16 protein-coding genes are annotated in these 14,858 nt (G+C 71.2%); 10 read left to right on the top strand and 6 right to left on the bottom strand.

The window, feature by feature from the left end; translation table 11 throughout:
• Positions 1-9 precede the first annotated feature (9 nt).
• Positions 10-255: a hypothetical protein gene (locus OHS59_RS03580; protein WP_328491913.1), complete on the top strand. Its 246-nt coding sequence runs from the start codon at positions 10-12 to the stop codon at positions 253-255.
• 10 nt (positions 256-265) lie between these two features.
• Here OHS59_RS03580 and OHS59_RS03575 read toward each other — a convergent pair whose 3' ends face one another.
• From OHS59_RS03575 to OHS59_RS03565, 3 genes are all read right to left on the bottom strand, one after another.
• Positions 266-400 carry a hypothetical protein gene (locus tag OHS59_RS03575; protein WP_328491912.1) on the bottom strand — a complete coding sequence of 45 codons (135 nt, stop codon included), beginning with the start codon at positions 398-400 and terminating at the stop codon, positions 266-268.
• 245 nt (positions 401-645) lie between these two features.
• On the bottom strand, positions 646-1,725 hold the full coding sequence (locus OHS59_RS03570; RefSeq protein WP_328491911.1) for an NAD-dependent epimerase/dehydratase family protein: 1,080 nt from the start codon (positions 1,723-1,725) through the stop codon (positions 646-648).
• 33 nt (positions 1,726-1,758) lie between these two features.
• Positions 1,759-2,166, bottom strand: a complete 408-nt coding sequence (locus OHS59_RS03565) for a MerR family transcriptional regulator (protein ID WP_328491910.1) — start codon at positions 2,164-2,166, stop codon at positions 1,759-1,761.
• A gap of 296 nt (positions 2,167-2,462) precedes the next feature.
• Here OHS59_RS03565 and OHS59_RS03560 point away from each other — a divergent pair, with 296 nt between their 5' ends.
• Positions 2,463-2,912 carry a DoxX family protein gene (locus OHS59_RS03560; RefSeq protein ID WP_328491909.1) on the top strand — a complete coding sequence of 150 codons (450 nt, stop codon included), beginning with the start codon at positions 2,463-2,465 and terminating at the stop codon, positions 2,910-2,912.
• Between the two features lie 141 nt (positions 2,913-3,053).
• Here the strand turns inward: OHS59_RS03560 and OHS59_RS03555 are convergent, their stop codons facing one another.
• Entirely contained in the window at positions 3,054-3,692 is a 639-nt protein-coding gene (locus OHS59_RS03555; RefSeq protein ID WP_328491908.1) for a TetR/AcrR family transcriptional regulator, read from the bottom strand.
• Between the two features lie 187 nt (positions 3,693-3,879).
• On the opposite strand from OHS59_RS03555, the gene OHS59_RS03550 reads away from it, so the two are divergent.
• The 3 genes from OHS59_RS03550 to OHS59_RS03540 all read left to right on the top strand — a co-directional run bounded on the left by OHS59_RS03550 (position 3,880) and on the right by OHS59_RS03540 (position 7,981).
• Positions 3,880-5,409 carry an APC family permease gene (locus tag OHS59_RS03550; protein ID WP_328491907.1) on the top strand — a complete coding sequence of 510 codons (1,530 nt, stop codon included), beginning with the start codon at positions 3,880-3,882 and terminating at the stop codon, positions 5,407-5,409.
• Positions 5,409-6,509 (top strand): alcohol dehydrogenase catalytic domain-containing protein, encoded by a 1,101-nt coding sequence (locus OHS59_RS03545; RefSeq protein ID WP_328491906.1) that lies wholly within the window; start codon positions 5,409-5,411, stop codon positions 6,507-6,509. The genes OHS59_RS03550 and OHS59_RS03545 overlap by 1 nt, the downstream gene beginning before the upstream one ends.
• A 137-nt stretch (positions 6,510-6,646) precedes the next feature.
• Positions 6,647-7,981, top strand: a complete 1,335-nt coding sequence (locus OHS59_RS03540) for an NAD-dependent succinate-semialdehyde dehydrogenase (protein WP_328491905.1) — start codon at positions 6,647-6,649, stop codon at positions 7,979-7,981.
• A 59-nt stretch (positions 7,982-8,040) separates the two neighbouring features.
• Here the strand turns inward: OHS59_RS03540 and OHS59_RS03535 are convergent, their stop codons facing one another.
• Complete coding sequence (locus tag OHS59_RS03535; RefSeq protein ID WP_328491904.1) at positions 8,041-8,820, bottom strand: SDR family NAD(P)-dependent oxidoreductase; 780 nt, start codon at positions 8,818-8,820, stop codon at positions 8,041-8,043.
• 83 nt (positions 8,821-8,903) lie between these two features.
• Positions 8,904-9,698 carry an SDR family NAD(P)-dependent oxidoreductase gene (locus tag OHS59_RS03530; RefSeq protein ID WP_328491903.1) on the bottom strand — a complete coding sequence of 265 codons (795 nt, stop codon included), beginning with the start codon at positions 9,696-9,698 and terminating at the stop codon, positions 8,904-8,906.
• A 108-nt stretch (positions 9,699-9,806) separates the two neighbouring features.
• On the opposite strand from OHS59_RS03530, the gene OHS59_RS03525 reads away from it, so the two are divergent.
• Genes OHS59_RS03525 through OHS59_RS03505 form a run of 5 tightly spaced genes read left to right on the top strand, consistent with a single transcriptional unit; the run spans position 9,807 to position 14,853 of the window.
• Complete coding sequence (locus OHS59_RS03525; RefSeq protein ID WP_328491902.1) at positions 9,807-10,679, top strand: fumarylacetoacetate hydrolase family protein; 873 nt, start codon at positions 9,807-9,809, stop codon at positions 10,677-10,679.
• Positions 10,680-10,683: 4 nt separating this feature from the next.
• The gene (locus OHS59_RS03520; protein WP_328491901.1) at positions 10,684-11,517 is read left to right on the top strand and encodes a fumarylacetoacetate hydrolase family protein; all 834 of its coding nucleotides are present in this window, start codon (positions 10,684-10,686) and stop codon (positions 11,515-11,517) included.
• Positions 11,514-12,776, top strand: coding sequence for an amidohydrolase family protein (locus OHS59_RS03515; RefSeq protein WP_328491900.1), 1,263 nt, complete (start codon positions 11,514-11,516; stop codon positions 12,774-12,776). The genes OHS59_RS03520 and OHS59_RS03515 overlap by 4 nt, the downstream gene beginning before the upstream one ends.
• Positions 12,777-12,787: 11 nt before the next feature.
• Positions 12,788-14,275: a carboxylesterase/lipase family protein gene (locus tag OHS59_RS03510; RefSeq protein WP_328491899.1), complete on the top strand. Its 1,488-nt coding sequence runs from the start codon at positions 12,788-12,790 to the stop codon at positions 14,273-14,275.
• 50 nt (positions 14,276-14,325) lie between these two features.
• The gene (locus tag OHS59_RS03505) at positions 14,326-14,853 is read left to right on the top strand and encodes a carboxymuconolactone decarboxylase family protein (RefSeq protein ID WP_328491898.1); all 528 of its coding nucleotides are present in this window, start codon (positions 14,326-14,328) and stop codon (positions 14,851-14,853) included.
• Positions 14,854-14,858 lie beyond the last annotated feature (5 nt).

Below are 14,858 nucleotides of genomic sequence, written 5' to 3'. Positions count from 1 at the left end.
GCACCAACGGTGCCTGGCCGCACGACTCCGCCCGGATCGCCTCTGTGCACCACCGAAGGCACGACTTGGCTGCTCGGCCTCTCGCCCACCGGTGCCCGCCCCCTCGCGAGTTCGGCAGCGGTCGACGAGCGCCTGCACGGCTCGGCGAGCGGCGTGCTCCTCACTCTCCACGGCCGTCTCCCCCCGGACGGCCTGCGCACGGACGGCGACCGCGCCGTCCTGCAGCGATTCCTCGACCGGCCGTCACTGGACTGAGCCGCCCGCGCTACTGGTCCGCCGAACCCTGCTTCGCACGTTCCGCCCACACCCGGGCGGCCTGCAGATCCGCGTCCTCCTGCGAGGTGCCCGCCTTCACCAGGATGATCCCGCGCGACCCGTCCGGGAACGTCACCTTTCGCATCGCTGTGCCCAATGGGCCCCCTGGTGTCGGTTCCTCCGGCATGGCGGCTCCTCTCGATGGCGAAACCCCCAGGCTAGCCGGGTCACCACGGCAATCGGGACAACCGAGCCAGGAGCGAAGGAAAGTGGGCAACGGTTGTTCCCGGCACGAGAGGTGAGGAGGGTTCAGCCGGAAGCCGCTGCCGGCGCACGGGCCTTGGCCCGGTCACGGCCCCCGAGGGCCGGTCACGGCCCCCGAGGGGAGGGTCAGGCACGGGGCCCGTCGCCCGTCGGCAGGGTCAGGCCGTCCCGGATCAGGGCGTCCGCCGTCGCCACGATCGTCTCCGTGACGTCCCTCGGCCGCCAGTCCAGGACCGAACGGGCCTTCTCGTTGCTGATGACGGGGATCCGGCCCCGCAGGGTCGCGGCGTCCCGCAGCGCCGGATCGGTCTTCGCCCCCTCGATTACCTGCTCGACGGTCAGCTCCGCGGCGGGCAGCAGACCGGCCGCGGCGGGGAAGTGCCGGCGCAGGATCCCCGCCATGTCGAAGAAGCTGACCGACGACCCACTGACGGCGATGAAGCGTTCTCCCGCCGCCTTCGGGTGCAGCATCGCGCGCAGATGCAGATCCACGACGTCCCGTACGTCCACGACGCCGAAGTACATGATCGGTACCACCGGCATCCGCCCGGTCAGCATGCCCTTGACCAGGCCGACGGAGCCGGAGGGCCGGTCGCCCAGCGGGGGCCCGAAGATACCCGTGGGATTGATGACCGTCAGTTCGATGTCGCCGTGGGTGTGGACGTGGTCCCAGGCCGCACGCTCGGCGAGCACCTTCGACCTGTGGTAGGCGGGCAGGCCCTCGGTGTCGGGATCGGTCCAGTCCGTCTCCGAGTAGTGGTCGCCGGGCTTCGCCGTGTACCCGACCGCGGCGTAGGAGGACGTCATCACGACCCGCGGCACACCGGCCTCCCGGGCCGCCGCGATGACACGCAGCGCGCCCTCGCGGGCGGGCCGCACGAGTTCGTCCTCCGTCTCCGGCGGCCTGACCGGAAAGGGCGACGCGTGGTGCAGTACGTGGCCGACCCCGTCCAGGGCCGCTCCCCAGCCGCCGTCCGAGCCGAGGTCCGCGACGGCGAACTCCAGCCGGCCCGCCGGATCGACCCCGGCCCGGCGCAGTGCCGCCAGCACCCCGGCCTCCTGCCCGGAGGCCCGAACCGTCACACGGGTCCGGTACCCCTCCCGCAGCAGGCGGGCCACCGAGTGGCTGCCGACGAGTCCCGTACCGCCCGTGACGAGTACTGTGCCGAGGTCCCGGGGGACGGCATTGCGGTCTTCTGCGCTCATGTTCCTCAGTCCTTCAGTTCTTCGGACGGTTCTTCAGAATCGGAATCGGTCCATCACGTGCAGGACCTCCTCGGTGGCCTGCTTCTCGGCGGTGGTGTCCCCGCGGACCCGGGCGTCCCAGAGGTCCGCCTTGCGCCGCAGATACGTCAGGCGCAGCCGAAGCTGTTCGATGTCGGCGGCCAGCACCTCCGCCTGCCCGGCGAACAGGTCCCGCTGTTCGGCCGCCGCGGAGTCCCCCCGGGCGAGCAGGTCCAGATAGCGCCGCATCCCGCTGACCGTCATCCCGGCCGAGCGCAGACAGGACAGCGCCTCGACGCGATCCGCGGTCGCGGGCCCGTACCGGCGATGGCCGCTGGACTCGTCGCGGGCGACCTCGCCCAGCAGGCCGATCTTCTCGTAGTAGCGGAGCGTGGACTCGGCGAAACCCGAGCGTCGCGCCATCTCCTGAATGGTCAGATCCGCTGTTTGCCGTCCGGTCGCTGACATGCGAACAGCCTCCGATACTTGAAGCGCTCGAAGTCAACTCGACATGCCGGTGATGCGGCTCTCATGCCCGGGGCTCCGAGCCGGAGGGACAAATACCTAGAAGTCCGTTGAACCCGGAGTGCCCCGCACACGTACGGTCATCTGAGGGCTGAGACCTGCGCTCCGCGGTCCACGTCTCCCTCGATCTGTCAGATTCCGTCTCGTTCCGTCTGGTCAGTTCTGATCAGTGATGACATTTTTGAGGAGTATCGATGACCACTGCGCGCCTCGACGACTGGCTGACGACGCGCCAGCCCCTCGTTCTGGGCCTGTTCCGTATGGTTCTTGGTCTGCTGTTCACCACCGAGGGCGCCGCCACGGTCTTCGGGGTGCTGGACCGCAAGGCCAGTGAGGCGGGCGACTGGCCCTTCTGGTACGCCGGAGTGATCGAGCTGGTGTGCGGCGCCCTCGTTCTCCTCGGGGTCGCCACCCGTGGCGCGGCGTTCCTCAGCTCGGGGATCATGGCCTTCGCGTACTTCACGGAGCACCAGCAGGACGGCCTCTTCCCCCTGCAGAACGGCGGACTGGCCCCGGTGCTCTTCTGCTGGGGATTCCTGCTCATCGTGTTCTTCGGCCCGGGCGCCTTCTCCCTCGCCGCGCTGACCCGCCGCGAGAGCGGCGCGCGCCCTGTCACCGGTCCGGTGGCCGAACAGTCCCGCTGACCGCGCTGCGTACACGATCACGCGGCCGGCCTCACGCCGGCCGCGTGATCACGCCCGTCCGTGCCCTCCGGGCCGCACCCGCCCGCCCGGAGGTGCCCACGTCAACCGCCCCGCGTCAACTTCCCGCGTCAGCCACCCATTTCAGGCCGCCTCCAACGCCCCCGCACCGAGCCCCAGTTCAGCCTCCGCGACGGTCCTGGCCAAGTGGTCGATCGGAGCCCCGCGCCGGCCGGCGCTGGTGTTGATGTAGGCGCTGGCCCCGTCGATCGCCACCAGGATCCGCACGGCCGCCGCCCGTGGGTCGGCGCAGGTGAAGTCCCCTGATGCCGTACCGGCGGTGATCGTCTCCTCTATGCGCGTGCACCACAGCAGTTCCTGCGCCACGACGTGGTCACGCAGTCCGGGGCGGTAGCGCGAGAGGTGCCGTGCGTTGAGCCAGAGCCGACTCACGTTGTCGAACTCGGTACTGGACATCAGCGTGAAGAACCGCCGAAGGGCCGCTCGCGGGGAGTCGTCACCGGAGCCGTCCGGCCGCTCGGGCAGCAGTGTGTCCAGGTCGGCCATGGTGGCGGCCGTGAAGGCCTCGGCCACCAGGGTGTCGGCCGCCGGAAAGTAGTGGCCGACGAGTCCGGGCCGGACGCCGAGCTCGTCCGCGACCCTGCGCAGGGTGATGCACTCCAGCCCCTCGACGAGGCCGACCTGCGCGGCGGTGGCGACGATCTCGTGCCGGCGCTCGGCAGGAGCCTTGCGGACCCGCTTCTCCGGACCTCTTGACGTCATGCCGCGAATGTTATTGAGTATGCGACCAATAAGCAATTGGTCATGCGACCAATAAGCGTTGCTGTCCGAATACGGTCGGCCGCGGTCCGAGAACCGCCCCTCGTCGAGCCCCTCACCGGCGGGACGGCCGCACACGCATCGCTGCCAGCAAGCGTCAGCAAGTGTCAGGAAGCGTCAGGAGACGAACGTGGACGACCCCCGCACCGATGCCGGTGAACTCGCCGAGTACGGCTATCAGCAGGAGCTGAAACGGACCCTGTCCGCGTGGGCCGTCTTCGCGATCGGGTTCGCGACGATCTCGCCCGTGGTCGGCATCTACGCCGTCGTCCAGCTCGGCTTCGTCTTCGCGGGCCCCACCTGGATCTGGGCTGTCGTCGTGGCCTTCCTCGGCCAGCTGCTGGTCGCCGTGGTCTACGCCGAGCTGTCCTCCCAGTTCCCGATCACGGGAGGCGTCTACCAATGGGTGCGCAGACTGGGCGGCCCGCGCCTGGGCTGGCTGGTGGGCTGGATCTACCTCGCCGCGGCCGTCGCCTCACTGACCACGGTGGCCTACCTGGGGGCGACCTGGCTGTACATGCTGGCCGGCGACGGCGTTCCGTCGGCCGCCCTCCACGTACTCCTCGGCGTGGTCTTCGTCGCCGTGGCTCTCGGGATCAACCTGCTCGGGGTCAACCCCGTGAAGCACTTCCTGAACGCGGGCATCATCGCCGAGGGTGTCGCCTCCATCGCGGTGAGCCTGATCCTCCTCCTCTTCGTCCGGCACAACGGCTTCGGGATCCTCTTCGAGACCCTCGGCGCACAGGACGTCTCGGGCGGTTCGGTGACGGCCGGCCTGCTGACCTGCCTCGCCGTCGCGGGCTGGGCGTTCCTCGGCTTCGACGCGACCACACAGGTGGCCGAGGAGACCGAGCAGCCCCGCCGCAGCGTCCCGCGCGCCCTGCTGCGTGCCTACCTCTTCGTCGCCTTCACCGTCCTGCTGACCGGCCTCGCCGTGACCCTCGCGCTGCGCCGCCCCGAGGACGCCGTCTCCGGTGCGACCGTCGACCCGGTCTTCGAGGCCGTGACCCAGGGGCTCGGCGGCTGGAGCGAGAAGCCGTTCATCGTCGTCGTCCTGATCGCGTTCTTCGCGTGCGCCATCTCCATCCAGACCTACATCGGCCGCGCCGTCTACGCCTTCGCCCGCGACCGCCAGCTGCCCTTCTCCGCGACCCTCGCGACCATCGGCCCCCGCCAGATCCCGTACGTCTCCCTCATCGCGACCGCCGTCCTCGCCGGGCTCGGCCTGCTGCTGGGGCTGAACGGCAACGCGGCGGCCACCCTGATCGCGTTCGGCTCCGGCGGGTTCTACTTCGTCTTCCTGGCCGTCGCGGTCGTGGCCCTCGTCGCCCGGCTCTCCGGACGCTGGAACCCCGCAGCCGGACAGCTGCGGCTCGGCCGCACCGGGCTCGTCGTCAACGTGCTCGCCGTGCTGTGGCTGCTGTTCGAAGCGGTCAACATCGCCTGGCCGCGCGCGGAGCTCGCCCCCGTCGGCGGCAGCTGGATGCAGGTCTGGGCCGTGATCCTGGTCTTCTCCGCGCTCTTCGTCATCGGCCTCGTGTACGTCGTGGTCGCCAGGCCCCACACCAAGCTGCCCGCCACGAGTCCGGCCGCGGAATCCCGGACCCCGTACGCCTCGACCACAGAGGGCCCGACCACGCAGGAAGAGAAGGCGCACTGATGTCGTCGAAGCCCTCCCCAGCCATCGTCTTCGACCCCGAGGCAGGCCTCGGCACGCGCGAGGTCACCCTGCGCCCCGCCGGTCCGGGCGAGGTCGAGATCGAGGTCCGCGCCGCCGGCGTGTGCCACTCGGACCTGCACATCGTGTCCGGCGACTGGCCCACCGACCGCCCGCTCGTCCTCGGGCACGAGGCCGCGGGCGTTGTCACCGGAGTCGGCCCCGGTGTCACCTCGGTCCGGCCCGGCGACCATGTGGTGCTGTCCTGGTTCGCGCCGTGCCGCCGCTGTCGCAAGTGCGTGGCCGGCCAGGGCTGGCTGTGCACCGGCACCAAGGCCGTCGCCAACACCCTCCCCGACGGCACGACCCCCTTCACCGGTGCCGACGGCGAGGAGATCTGGCCCTACCTGGGGCTCGGCGCCTTCACCGGCCGACTGGTCGTCCCGGAGACGGCCGCGGTGCAGGTGCCCGACGAACTGCCCTTCGCTATCGGCGCGTTGCTCGGCTGCTCCATCACCACCGGTATCGGCGCGGTCGTGAACACCGCCGGAGTACGGCCCGGGGAGTCCGCGGTCGTCATCGGCACCGGTGGAGTCGGGCTCTCCGTGGTGATGGGCCTGTCCCTGGTCGGCGCCGATCCCGTCGTCGCCGTCGACCTCTCTCCCGAACGCCTCGCCGCGGCGAAACGGTTCGGCGCCACCCACACCCTCGACGGGGCGCGCGACGACGTGGCCGCCTGGTGCCAGGACGCACTCGGGGGAGTGGACTACGCCTTCGAGGCGATCGGCAGCCCGAAGGTCGTCGAGACGCTCCCCGCCATGCTCACCTCCGGCGGCGCGGCCGTCCTCGTCGGCATGGCCGCCAGCGGCGCCACCGGCTCGTTCGACCTCTTCGACCTCGCCGACCAGGGAAAACGTATCCTCGGCTGCAACTATGGTTCCAGTGTCGGCGAGCTCGACATCCCGAAGCTGGCCCGCCTCTACCTCGCCGGACGCCTGCCGCTGGACGACCTGGTCGGGAAGGTCCGCCCGCTGGCGGAGGCACCGCTCGCCTTCGACGACCTCCGGTCGAACACCGGAGTGCGGACGATCCTCGAACCATGACCGCACGGCCGGCCCGTACGGTGAGGAGAGAGCCGCACGGCAGCCGACCGGACCGCCGAGCAGCACCCCGACCGGACCACCGCCCGGACCGTCCGGCAGCACCCCGCCCGACCGCAACGCAGCAATCTGGAGTTCGTATGTACGCCGTCACCGACCCGGCCACCGCTGAGGTCGTCGAGACCTACCCGACCGCCACCGACTCCCAGGTCACCGCGGCTGTCGACACCGCTCACACCGCTGCCGCGTGGGGCCGCTCCAGTTCGGTCACCGAGCGGGCCGCGCTGCTGCGCAGGCTCGGCGACCTGCACGCGGAGCACCAGGACGAACTGGCCGCGAGCATCGTCCGCGAAATGGGCAAGCCCCTCGCCGAGGCGGAGGGCGAGGTCGGCTTCTGCACCGAGATCTACCACTACTACGCCGACCACGCCGAGAAGTTCCTCGCCGACGAACCGCTCGACGTCACCTCAGGGCCGGGCAGCGCCGTCATCCGACGCAGCCCGGTGGGCGTGCTGCTCGGCATCATGCCGTGGAACTTCCCCGCCTATCAGGTCGCCCGGTTCGCCGCCCCGAACCTCGCGATCGGCAACACCATCGTGCTCAAGCACGCCCCGCAGTGCCCCGCCACCGCCGCCCTGCTGGAGAAGCTGTTCGCCGAGGCGGGCTTCCCGGCCGGGGCGTACGTCAACGTGTACGCCACCAACGAGCAGATCGCCGACGTGATCGCCGACCCGCGCGTCCAGGGTGTCTCGCTCACCGGCTCGGAGCGGGCCGGTTCCGCCGTCGCCGAGATCGCCGGCCGCCACCTGAAGAAGGTCGTCCTCGAACTCGGCGGCTCCGACCCGTTCGTCGTCCTGTCCACCGACGACCTGGACGCGGTCGTCGACTCCGCCGTCGCCGCGCGCCTCGACAACACCGGTCAGGCCTGCAACGCGGCCAAGCGTTTCGTGGTCGTCGAGGGCCTGTACGAGCAGTTCGTCGAGAAGTTCAGCGCCCGGCTCCTCGCCGGGGAGACGGGCGCGCCCCTGTCGTCCGTGGCCGCCGCCGAGAACCTCGGCCGCCAGGTCGACGCGGCCGTCGCCGAGGGCGCGACCCTGCACAGCACCGGCCGGCGCGAGGGGGCCCACTTCCCGGCGGGGGTCCTCACCGGGCTCACCACCGAGGACACCGCCGCCCGGCAGGAACTGTTCGGGCCGGTCGCCATGGTCTTCCAGGCCGCCGACGAGGACGACGCCGTACGCATCGCCAACGACACCCCGTACGGACTCGGCTCCTACGTCTTCACCACCGACCCGGCCCAGGCGGAGCGCGTCGCGGACCGGATCGAGGCCGGCATGGTCTTCGTCAACGGTGTCGGCGCCGAGGGTGCCGAGCTGCCCTTCGGCGGCATCAAGCGCTCGGGCTTCGGACGCGAACTGGGCCGGCCGGGCATCGAGGAGTTCGTCAACAAGAAGCTGATCCGCACGGTGGAGTAGTGCACCGTCAGCGGTGAACCGTTCCGGGAGGGCGGCGGCGGAGAAGCGTCGCCCTCCCGTCACGCGCCGATCATGTTGTAGCCGCCGTCGGCGATGAGGAAGCCGCCGGTGATGTGGTGCGCGTCCTCCGTGGCCAGGAACAGCGCGGCCCCCGCCAGCTCCTCCGGCCCCGGGATGCGCCCCATCGGAGTCGCCTGGCGCAGCTGCTCCCCGCGCCCGTTCTTCCAGTCCTCCCGGCCCAGCGTCGCGGTCGTCTCGATGAACCCGGGCGCGAAGACGTTGACCCGGACGGCGGGCGCGAAAGCGTGCGCGTACGACTTGGTCAGGCCGATGATCCCGTACTTGGCGGCGGCGTACTGCGGTGCCCGCGCGCTGCCCCGGGCCACCACCGTCGAGCCGATGTTGACGATCGCGCCGCCCCCCTCCTGCTCCAGCATCCGCGCGCCGAACTCGTGCGTGCACAACAGGGTGCCCTTGATGTCGACCGCGAGGACGTGGTCCACGGACTCCTCGGTGAGGTCCCGCCAGGACATCTGCTCGCGGGCCACGTCGCCGACGTTGTTGACCGCCACGTCGAGCCGGCCGAACGCGGCCCACACCTCGTCCGCCATGCGCCGGATCTGGTCGTGCTCGGCTATGTCGGCCTGGACCAGCAGCGCCTTGCGGCCCAGCGCTGTCACCCGCTCGGCGGTGGCCGCCGCGCCCGCACGCGAGGTGCGGTAGTGGATCGCGACGTCGGCACCCTCCTGGGCGGCCCGTACGGCGATCTCGGCACCGAACCCGGTACCGGCGCCGGTGACGAGCACGGTCTTGTCGGTGAAGCGCTGGGAGTTGGTCATGACGGCTCCTTGAGGGGTCGGGACGAGGTCGGAGGGGTGTCGGATCAGGCATCACGGTCTTACGCGTGCGGGCGGGACGGCGGTCAGACGAGGGTCCGGCCACCGTCGGCGTACAGCACCTGTCCGGTGATGAAAGCGGCCTCGGCGGAGGAGAGGAACAGGGTGGGGCCGACCAGATCGGCGGGTCGGCCGAGCCGTCCGGCGGGCACCAGCGCCTCCATCGAGGCACGCATGCCCGGCTTGGCGAGGTAGGTGCGGGTGAGGTCGGTCTCGGTGTAGCCGGGGGCGACCGCGTTGACGGTGACGCCGTGGGGCGCCCATTCCCGGGCCATGACCCGCATGAGCTGGTTGATGCCGCCCTTGGTCGCCGCGTACGGCGCGTGGTCGCGGTGGGCGAGGAGCCCGGAGACGGACGACAGGTAGACGACGCGGCCGTAGCCGCCGGGGACCATGACGTTGCCCACCGCCCGGCCCAGCCAGAAGCCGCTGCTGAGGTTGATGGCGACGATGCGTTCCCAGACCTCGTCGGGCGTCTCCAGGACGGGCCTGCGGTCGTTGGTGCCGACCGCGTGCACGAAGACGTCCAGACCGCCGAGGGCTCCGACGGCGTCCGTGACCGCGTCGTGGCAGGCGTCGGCGGAGGTGAGGTCCACACTCAGGCCGCGCACCGTGCCGCCGGTGCCACCTGAATCGCCGTCACCGCCCGTACTGGCCGTGCGGGTGAGTTCGGCCAGTGGTCCGGCGTCGCGGTCCAGGACGACCACGTCCGCTCCGGCGTCCGCCAGGGCCTCGGTCACGGCGGATCCGATTCCGCCCGCACCGGCCACGAGCGCGCGTGTGCCGGTGAAGTTCCATGTCGTTCTCATGGTCGTCCTCATGCTCCGGACCGTAATCGACCTCGGCGCAATGTGTCCACACTTGACGCTACTCTTGACGTGAATACCGGAACCATGGAGGCTGAGTGTCGACAGTTACGAGGAGGTCAGATGAAACTGGTGACGTTCGACGACGGGCTCGTGGGCCGCCTGGACGGCGACACGGTGATCGAGCTGGACGTTCCGTCGACCCGGGTGTTCTTCGAGAGCGACGGTCAGGTCGCCGAGACCGGGCGGACGTTCCCGCTCGCCGACGTCCGGCTGCGCGCGCCGATCGAGCCCAAGAAGTTCTTCCACACGGCCGGCAACTTCCGCGAGCACCACGAGGACCTGGTACGGGTCGACTGGTCGCACCCGGTCAACAAGGGCATCGTGTTCTTCCAGAACGTGGACGCGATCATCGGCCACGACGAGCCGATCGTGTACCCGGCCAACCTGACCCGGGAGATGGACTACGAACTCGAACTCGCCGTGGTCATCGGCAGGCCCGGCAAGTTCTTCACCGCCGAGCAGGCCGTCGAGCACATCGGCGGCTACCTGGTCTTCAACGACATCACCGCGCGCGACATCCAGCGCAAGGAGATGGAGTCGGGTGTCTTCTCCTTCTCCAAGGCCATCGACACCTTCTGCCCGATCGGCCCCTACATCGTGACCGCGGACGAGATCGACGACCCGCACGACCTCGACATGGAACTGCGCGTCAACGGCGACGTACGGCAGAAGTCGAACACCGCCCGTATGTCGGTGTCGATTCCTCAACTGGTCGCCTACCACTCCCCGCAGACCTACAGCGCGGGCGACATCATCACCACCGGCACCATCGCCGGTGTCGCGGCGAGCACCGAGGACCCCTTCGCCAACTACCTCAAGCCCGGTGACGTCGTCGAGGCCGAGATCGAGAAGCTCGGCGTACTGCGCAACCGAGTCGTCTCCTGGCAGGACGCGCACGGCACACCCGAACCGCCCGCCGAACAGTGGGTGTAGAGGCATGCGGATCGTCAATCTCGCCGGCCGCCTGGCCCTGTTGACCGGCGACGGCGCCGTGGACGTGTCCCACGGCGGTTTCGACGCCGACCCGGACGCGGTCTTCGGCCAGTGGGAGGCTCTGCTGCGCTGGTCCGCCGCCGTCGACCCGGCGACGGCCGTCCCGTACAAGGACTCCGACCTGCGCGCGCCCGTCCCCGAGCCGCGCCAGATCTTCGCCGTCGCCCTCAACTACCGCCCGCACACCACGGAGGCGGGTCACGAGGAGCCGGCCGAGCCGCTGGTCTTCACCAAGTTCCCCAGCTGCCTCGCCGGCCCCTACGACACCATCGACCTGCCGCCCGGTCATGTCGACTGGGAACTGGAGATGGTCGCCGTCATCGGCCGCGACGCCTACCGGGTGCCGGAGGAGGACGGCTGGGGACCGGTCGTCGCGCTCACCGTGGGACAGGATCTGTCCGAACGGACCGTCCAGCTCGCGGGCCGCCCGGCCCAGTTCTCGCTCGGCAAGTCCTTCCCCGGGTTCGGCCCCGTGGGGCCCGCCCTGGTCAGTGTCGACGAACCGGCCGACCGCGACGACCTGGAACTGACCTGTGAACTCAACGGGGAGACCGTCCAGCACGACCGCACCTCGAACATGATCTTCCCGGTGCCGCGGCTCGTCGCCCACCTCAGCGCGATCTGCCCGCTGCGCCCCGGCGACCTGATCTTCACCGGCACCCCCGCGGGAGTCGGCAACCGCCGCACCCCCCAGCGCTTCATAGGGACCGGTGACACCCTCGTCAGCAGGATCGGAGACCTGGGCGAGATGCGGCACACCTTCAGGAGCGCACGATGAGCGACGACAGGACGAGTGTCAGGACCGGCGACAGGAGCAGCGGCAGGACCGTCTTCACCGGAGTCCGGGTCTTCGACGGGACGGGACGGGATCCCTTCCCCGCCGAGGTCCTGGTCGAGGGCGGGCGCATCACCGCCGTCGCCGCCCGGATCCCGGCCACCGGCCTGTCCGGGGCCCGGGTCGTGGACGGCGGAGGCGGCACCCTGATCCCCGGCCTGGTCGACTCCCACACCCACCTCGGCTTCGGATCCACCGTCGAGCACCGGTCCCGCCGCCGGGACGAGCCCGACGAGGAGAAGGCCCTGCTGGTGGCCCACGCGGGCCGTGTCCTGCTGGACCAGGGCTTCACCAGCGCCTACTCCGGGGGCAACCGCCTGCCCCGTACCGAGACGGCCGCCCGCAAGGCGTTCGACGAGGGATGGATGCCGGGCCCGCGCTTCAAGGCGGCCTCCTGGGAGGGCACCGCGGGCATGGTCGAACCGGGGGTGTACGACTTCCCGGGCATCGACGGCCGGGCCTCCGACCCCGGGTCGGTGAGCCGTTTCGTCGGTGAGATGGCGGACCTGGGTGTCGACATCGTCAAGCTGTCGCTGTCGGGCGAGAGCGCGGTGGTGCAGGGCACCTCACGGATCGTGCAGTTCACCGAGGAGGAGGTCGCGGCGGCAGCGGCGGTGGCCCGTGAACGCGGCGTCTGGCTGACGGCCCACGCCCACGCCGCCGAGTCGATCAAGATGGCCGTACGCCATGGCATCCGCGCGGTCTACCACTGCACCTTCGCCGACGAGGAGGCCCTCGACCTGCTGGAGGCCGCGCGCGACCGGCTGTTCGTGGCGCCGACCCCCGGCATCATCTACGCCAACCTGCACGAGGCCGACAGCGAGCCCGAGCCCGGCATGGAGGTCGAGGCCACCCAGAAGGCGGTCCGCGAGGTCGTCCCCGAACTCGTCCGGCGCGGCATCCGTGTCGTCCCGGGCGGTGACTACGGCTTCGCCTGGAACCCGGTCGGCCGCAACGCCCGCGACCTGGAACTGTTCGTCGACTGGTTCGGCTTCACCCCGGCCGAGGCCCTGCGCGCCGCCACCGGGTACGGCGGCCAGGTGATGGGCATGGGCGACGAACTGGGCCTGATCCGGGAGGGCTTCCTCGCCGACCTGGTCCTCGTCGACGGCGACCCGCTGGACGACATCAGCATTCTCCAGGACCGCGACCGACTCGTGGCGATCATGAAGAACGGCTCGCTGCACAAGGCACCGGCGTGACCGGCCCCGGCATGAGCGGCCCTCGCGGGAACAGCCTCCCCGCGAACGGTCCCGGACCGAACGGGACCGCAGCGGGCGGCCCGCGAGTACGGGCCGGGGGCGCCGGCGCTCCCAGGGCGCGCACCGGTGCCGGGCGGCTGGTGGGGGAGTGGGACGGCCCGGTCGGCGTGTTCCGAGGCATCCCCTTCGCCGAACCCCCGGTCGGCGACCTGCGCTGGCGGCCACCCCGGCCCGCCGCCCGCTGGGACGGCGAACGCAGGGCCGAGCGGTTCGGTCCGGCACCGCTGCAGCCGCAGCCACCGAGCGACTCGGTCATGTACCGGACCAACTTCGCCGACCGGCGCGCGCTGGTGATGAGCGAGGACTGCCTGTACCTCAACGTGTGGACACCCGATCCCGCCCCGGGCGCGGGCCTGCCCGTCATGGTCTGGATCCACGGCGGCGGCAACCGCTACGGACACGGCTCCCAGGACATCCACGACGGCCGCGCCCTGGCCACCCGCGGCCTGGTGGTGGTCACCCTCAACCACCGGCTCGGCGCCCTCGGTTTCCTCGCCCACCCCGGCCTGGCCGCCGAGGACGACCTCGACGCCTCCGGCAACTACGGTCTCCTCGACATCGCCGCCGCCCTCACCTGGGTCCGGGCCCACATCGCGGCCTTCGGCGGCGACCCCGACCGGGTCACCCTCGCGGGCAACTCCGCGGGCGCCGCCCACATCTGCCACCTGATGGCCGCACCGGCGGCCCGTCCCCACTTCAGGGCGGCCCTCGGCCAGAGCGCCTCGGGTGTGGGCCGGGCGGAGGGCCCGCTGCCCGGCCAGGCCGAGGCACAGAAGCGAGGGCTGGCCTACGCGGAGGAGTTCGGCGGCCGGGACGTCGAGACGCTGCGCAGGATCTCCGGCGTCGAACTGATCGTGCGGGGCCACTTCGGGCCCGTCGTCGACGGCAGGATCCTCACCGAACCGACCGACGCCGTCTTCGACACCGGCCGCCAGCACCGCGTCCCGCTGCTGGTGGGAACCAACCGCGACGAGGGCACGGTGTACGCCGCCTCCGCAGCCCCTGGTGCAGCCCTCGATGTCGACAGCGCCGAGGCCGTGGGCGACGCCCGGTTCGTGGGACCCGTCTGGCAGTGGGCGCGATCGCACGCCGCCACGGGGACGCCGACCTGGCTCTACCGGTTCGACCGGCGGCCCCCGCTGCCGCCTGGCCCGGCCGACGCGCCCGACCGGCCCGACCTGGGCGTCTACCACACCGCTGAACTCCCGTACGTACTCGACAATCTCGACCGGCGGCCCGGCTGGCCCTGGGAGGACACCGACCGGCGACTGGCCGCGCTGATGGCCGACACCTGGGCGCGGTTCGTCGCCACGGGCGATCCGGGCGGTCCGGGTCTGCCGCCCTGGCCGCGGTTCACCGGACCCGACACCTCACCGGCCATGTTCTTCGGCGACACCGTGCGCCAGGACGTCCTGCGCCGGCCGGCGCCGCCCGCGTGACGGTCCGTCACTCACCGGACGGACCTGGAGACTTCAGAAGGGAACGGCCCGTGGCTCGACTCCCGGGTACCGACGGAGCCGGTGACATCGCGGAGCGCATCCGCGAGCGGCGCGGCGGCACACTGCGCCCCCTCGACCGGATGCTGCTGCACAGTCCGCAGGTGGCGGACGGCTGGAACAGCCTGCTGGGCGCGGTCCGGCAACGTATGACCCTGCCCGCCGACATCCGCGAACTCGTCGTTCTGCGCATCGCCGTACTCAACCGGGCCCCCTATGAATGGGCCGCCCACGAAGGCGAGGCGCGCGCCGCCGGGCTCGACGACCGGCACCTCGACGCGCTCCGCGCCGAGGACGCCGCCACCCGTCCCGAACTCGACGAACGCCAACGCCGGGTCGTCGCCTACACCGACGCCATGACCCGGGACGTGCACGTCCCCGCAGACGTCTTCGACGCCCTGCGCGCGCACTTCGGCCCGGCCGAGCTGGTCGAACTGACCGTCACGGCAGCCGCGTACAGCATGGTCTCCCGTTTTCTGGTCGCGCTGGAGGTGGAACTGCCGGTCGGCACCGGCGGATGACCGCC

Source organism: Streptomyces sp. NBC_00414, assembly GCF_036038375.1.
In the GTDB taxonomy this organism is placed as follows: domain Bacteria; phylum Actinomycetota; class Actinomycetes; order Streptomycetales; family Streptomycetaceae; genus Streptomyces.
Note: the sequence above shows the minus strand (reverse complement) of the source record. Positions and strands in the feature narration are given on the sequence as shown.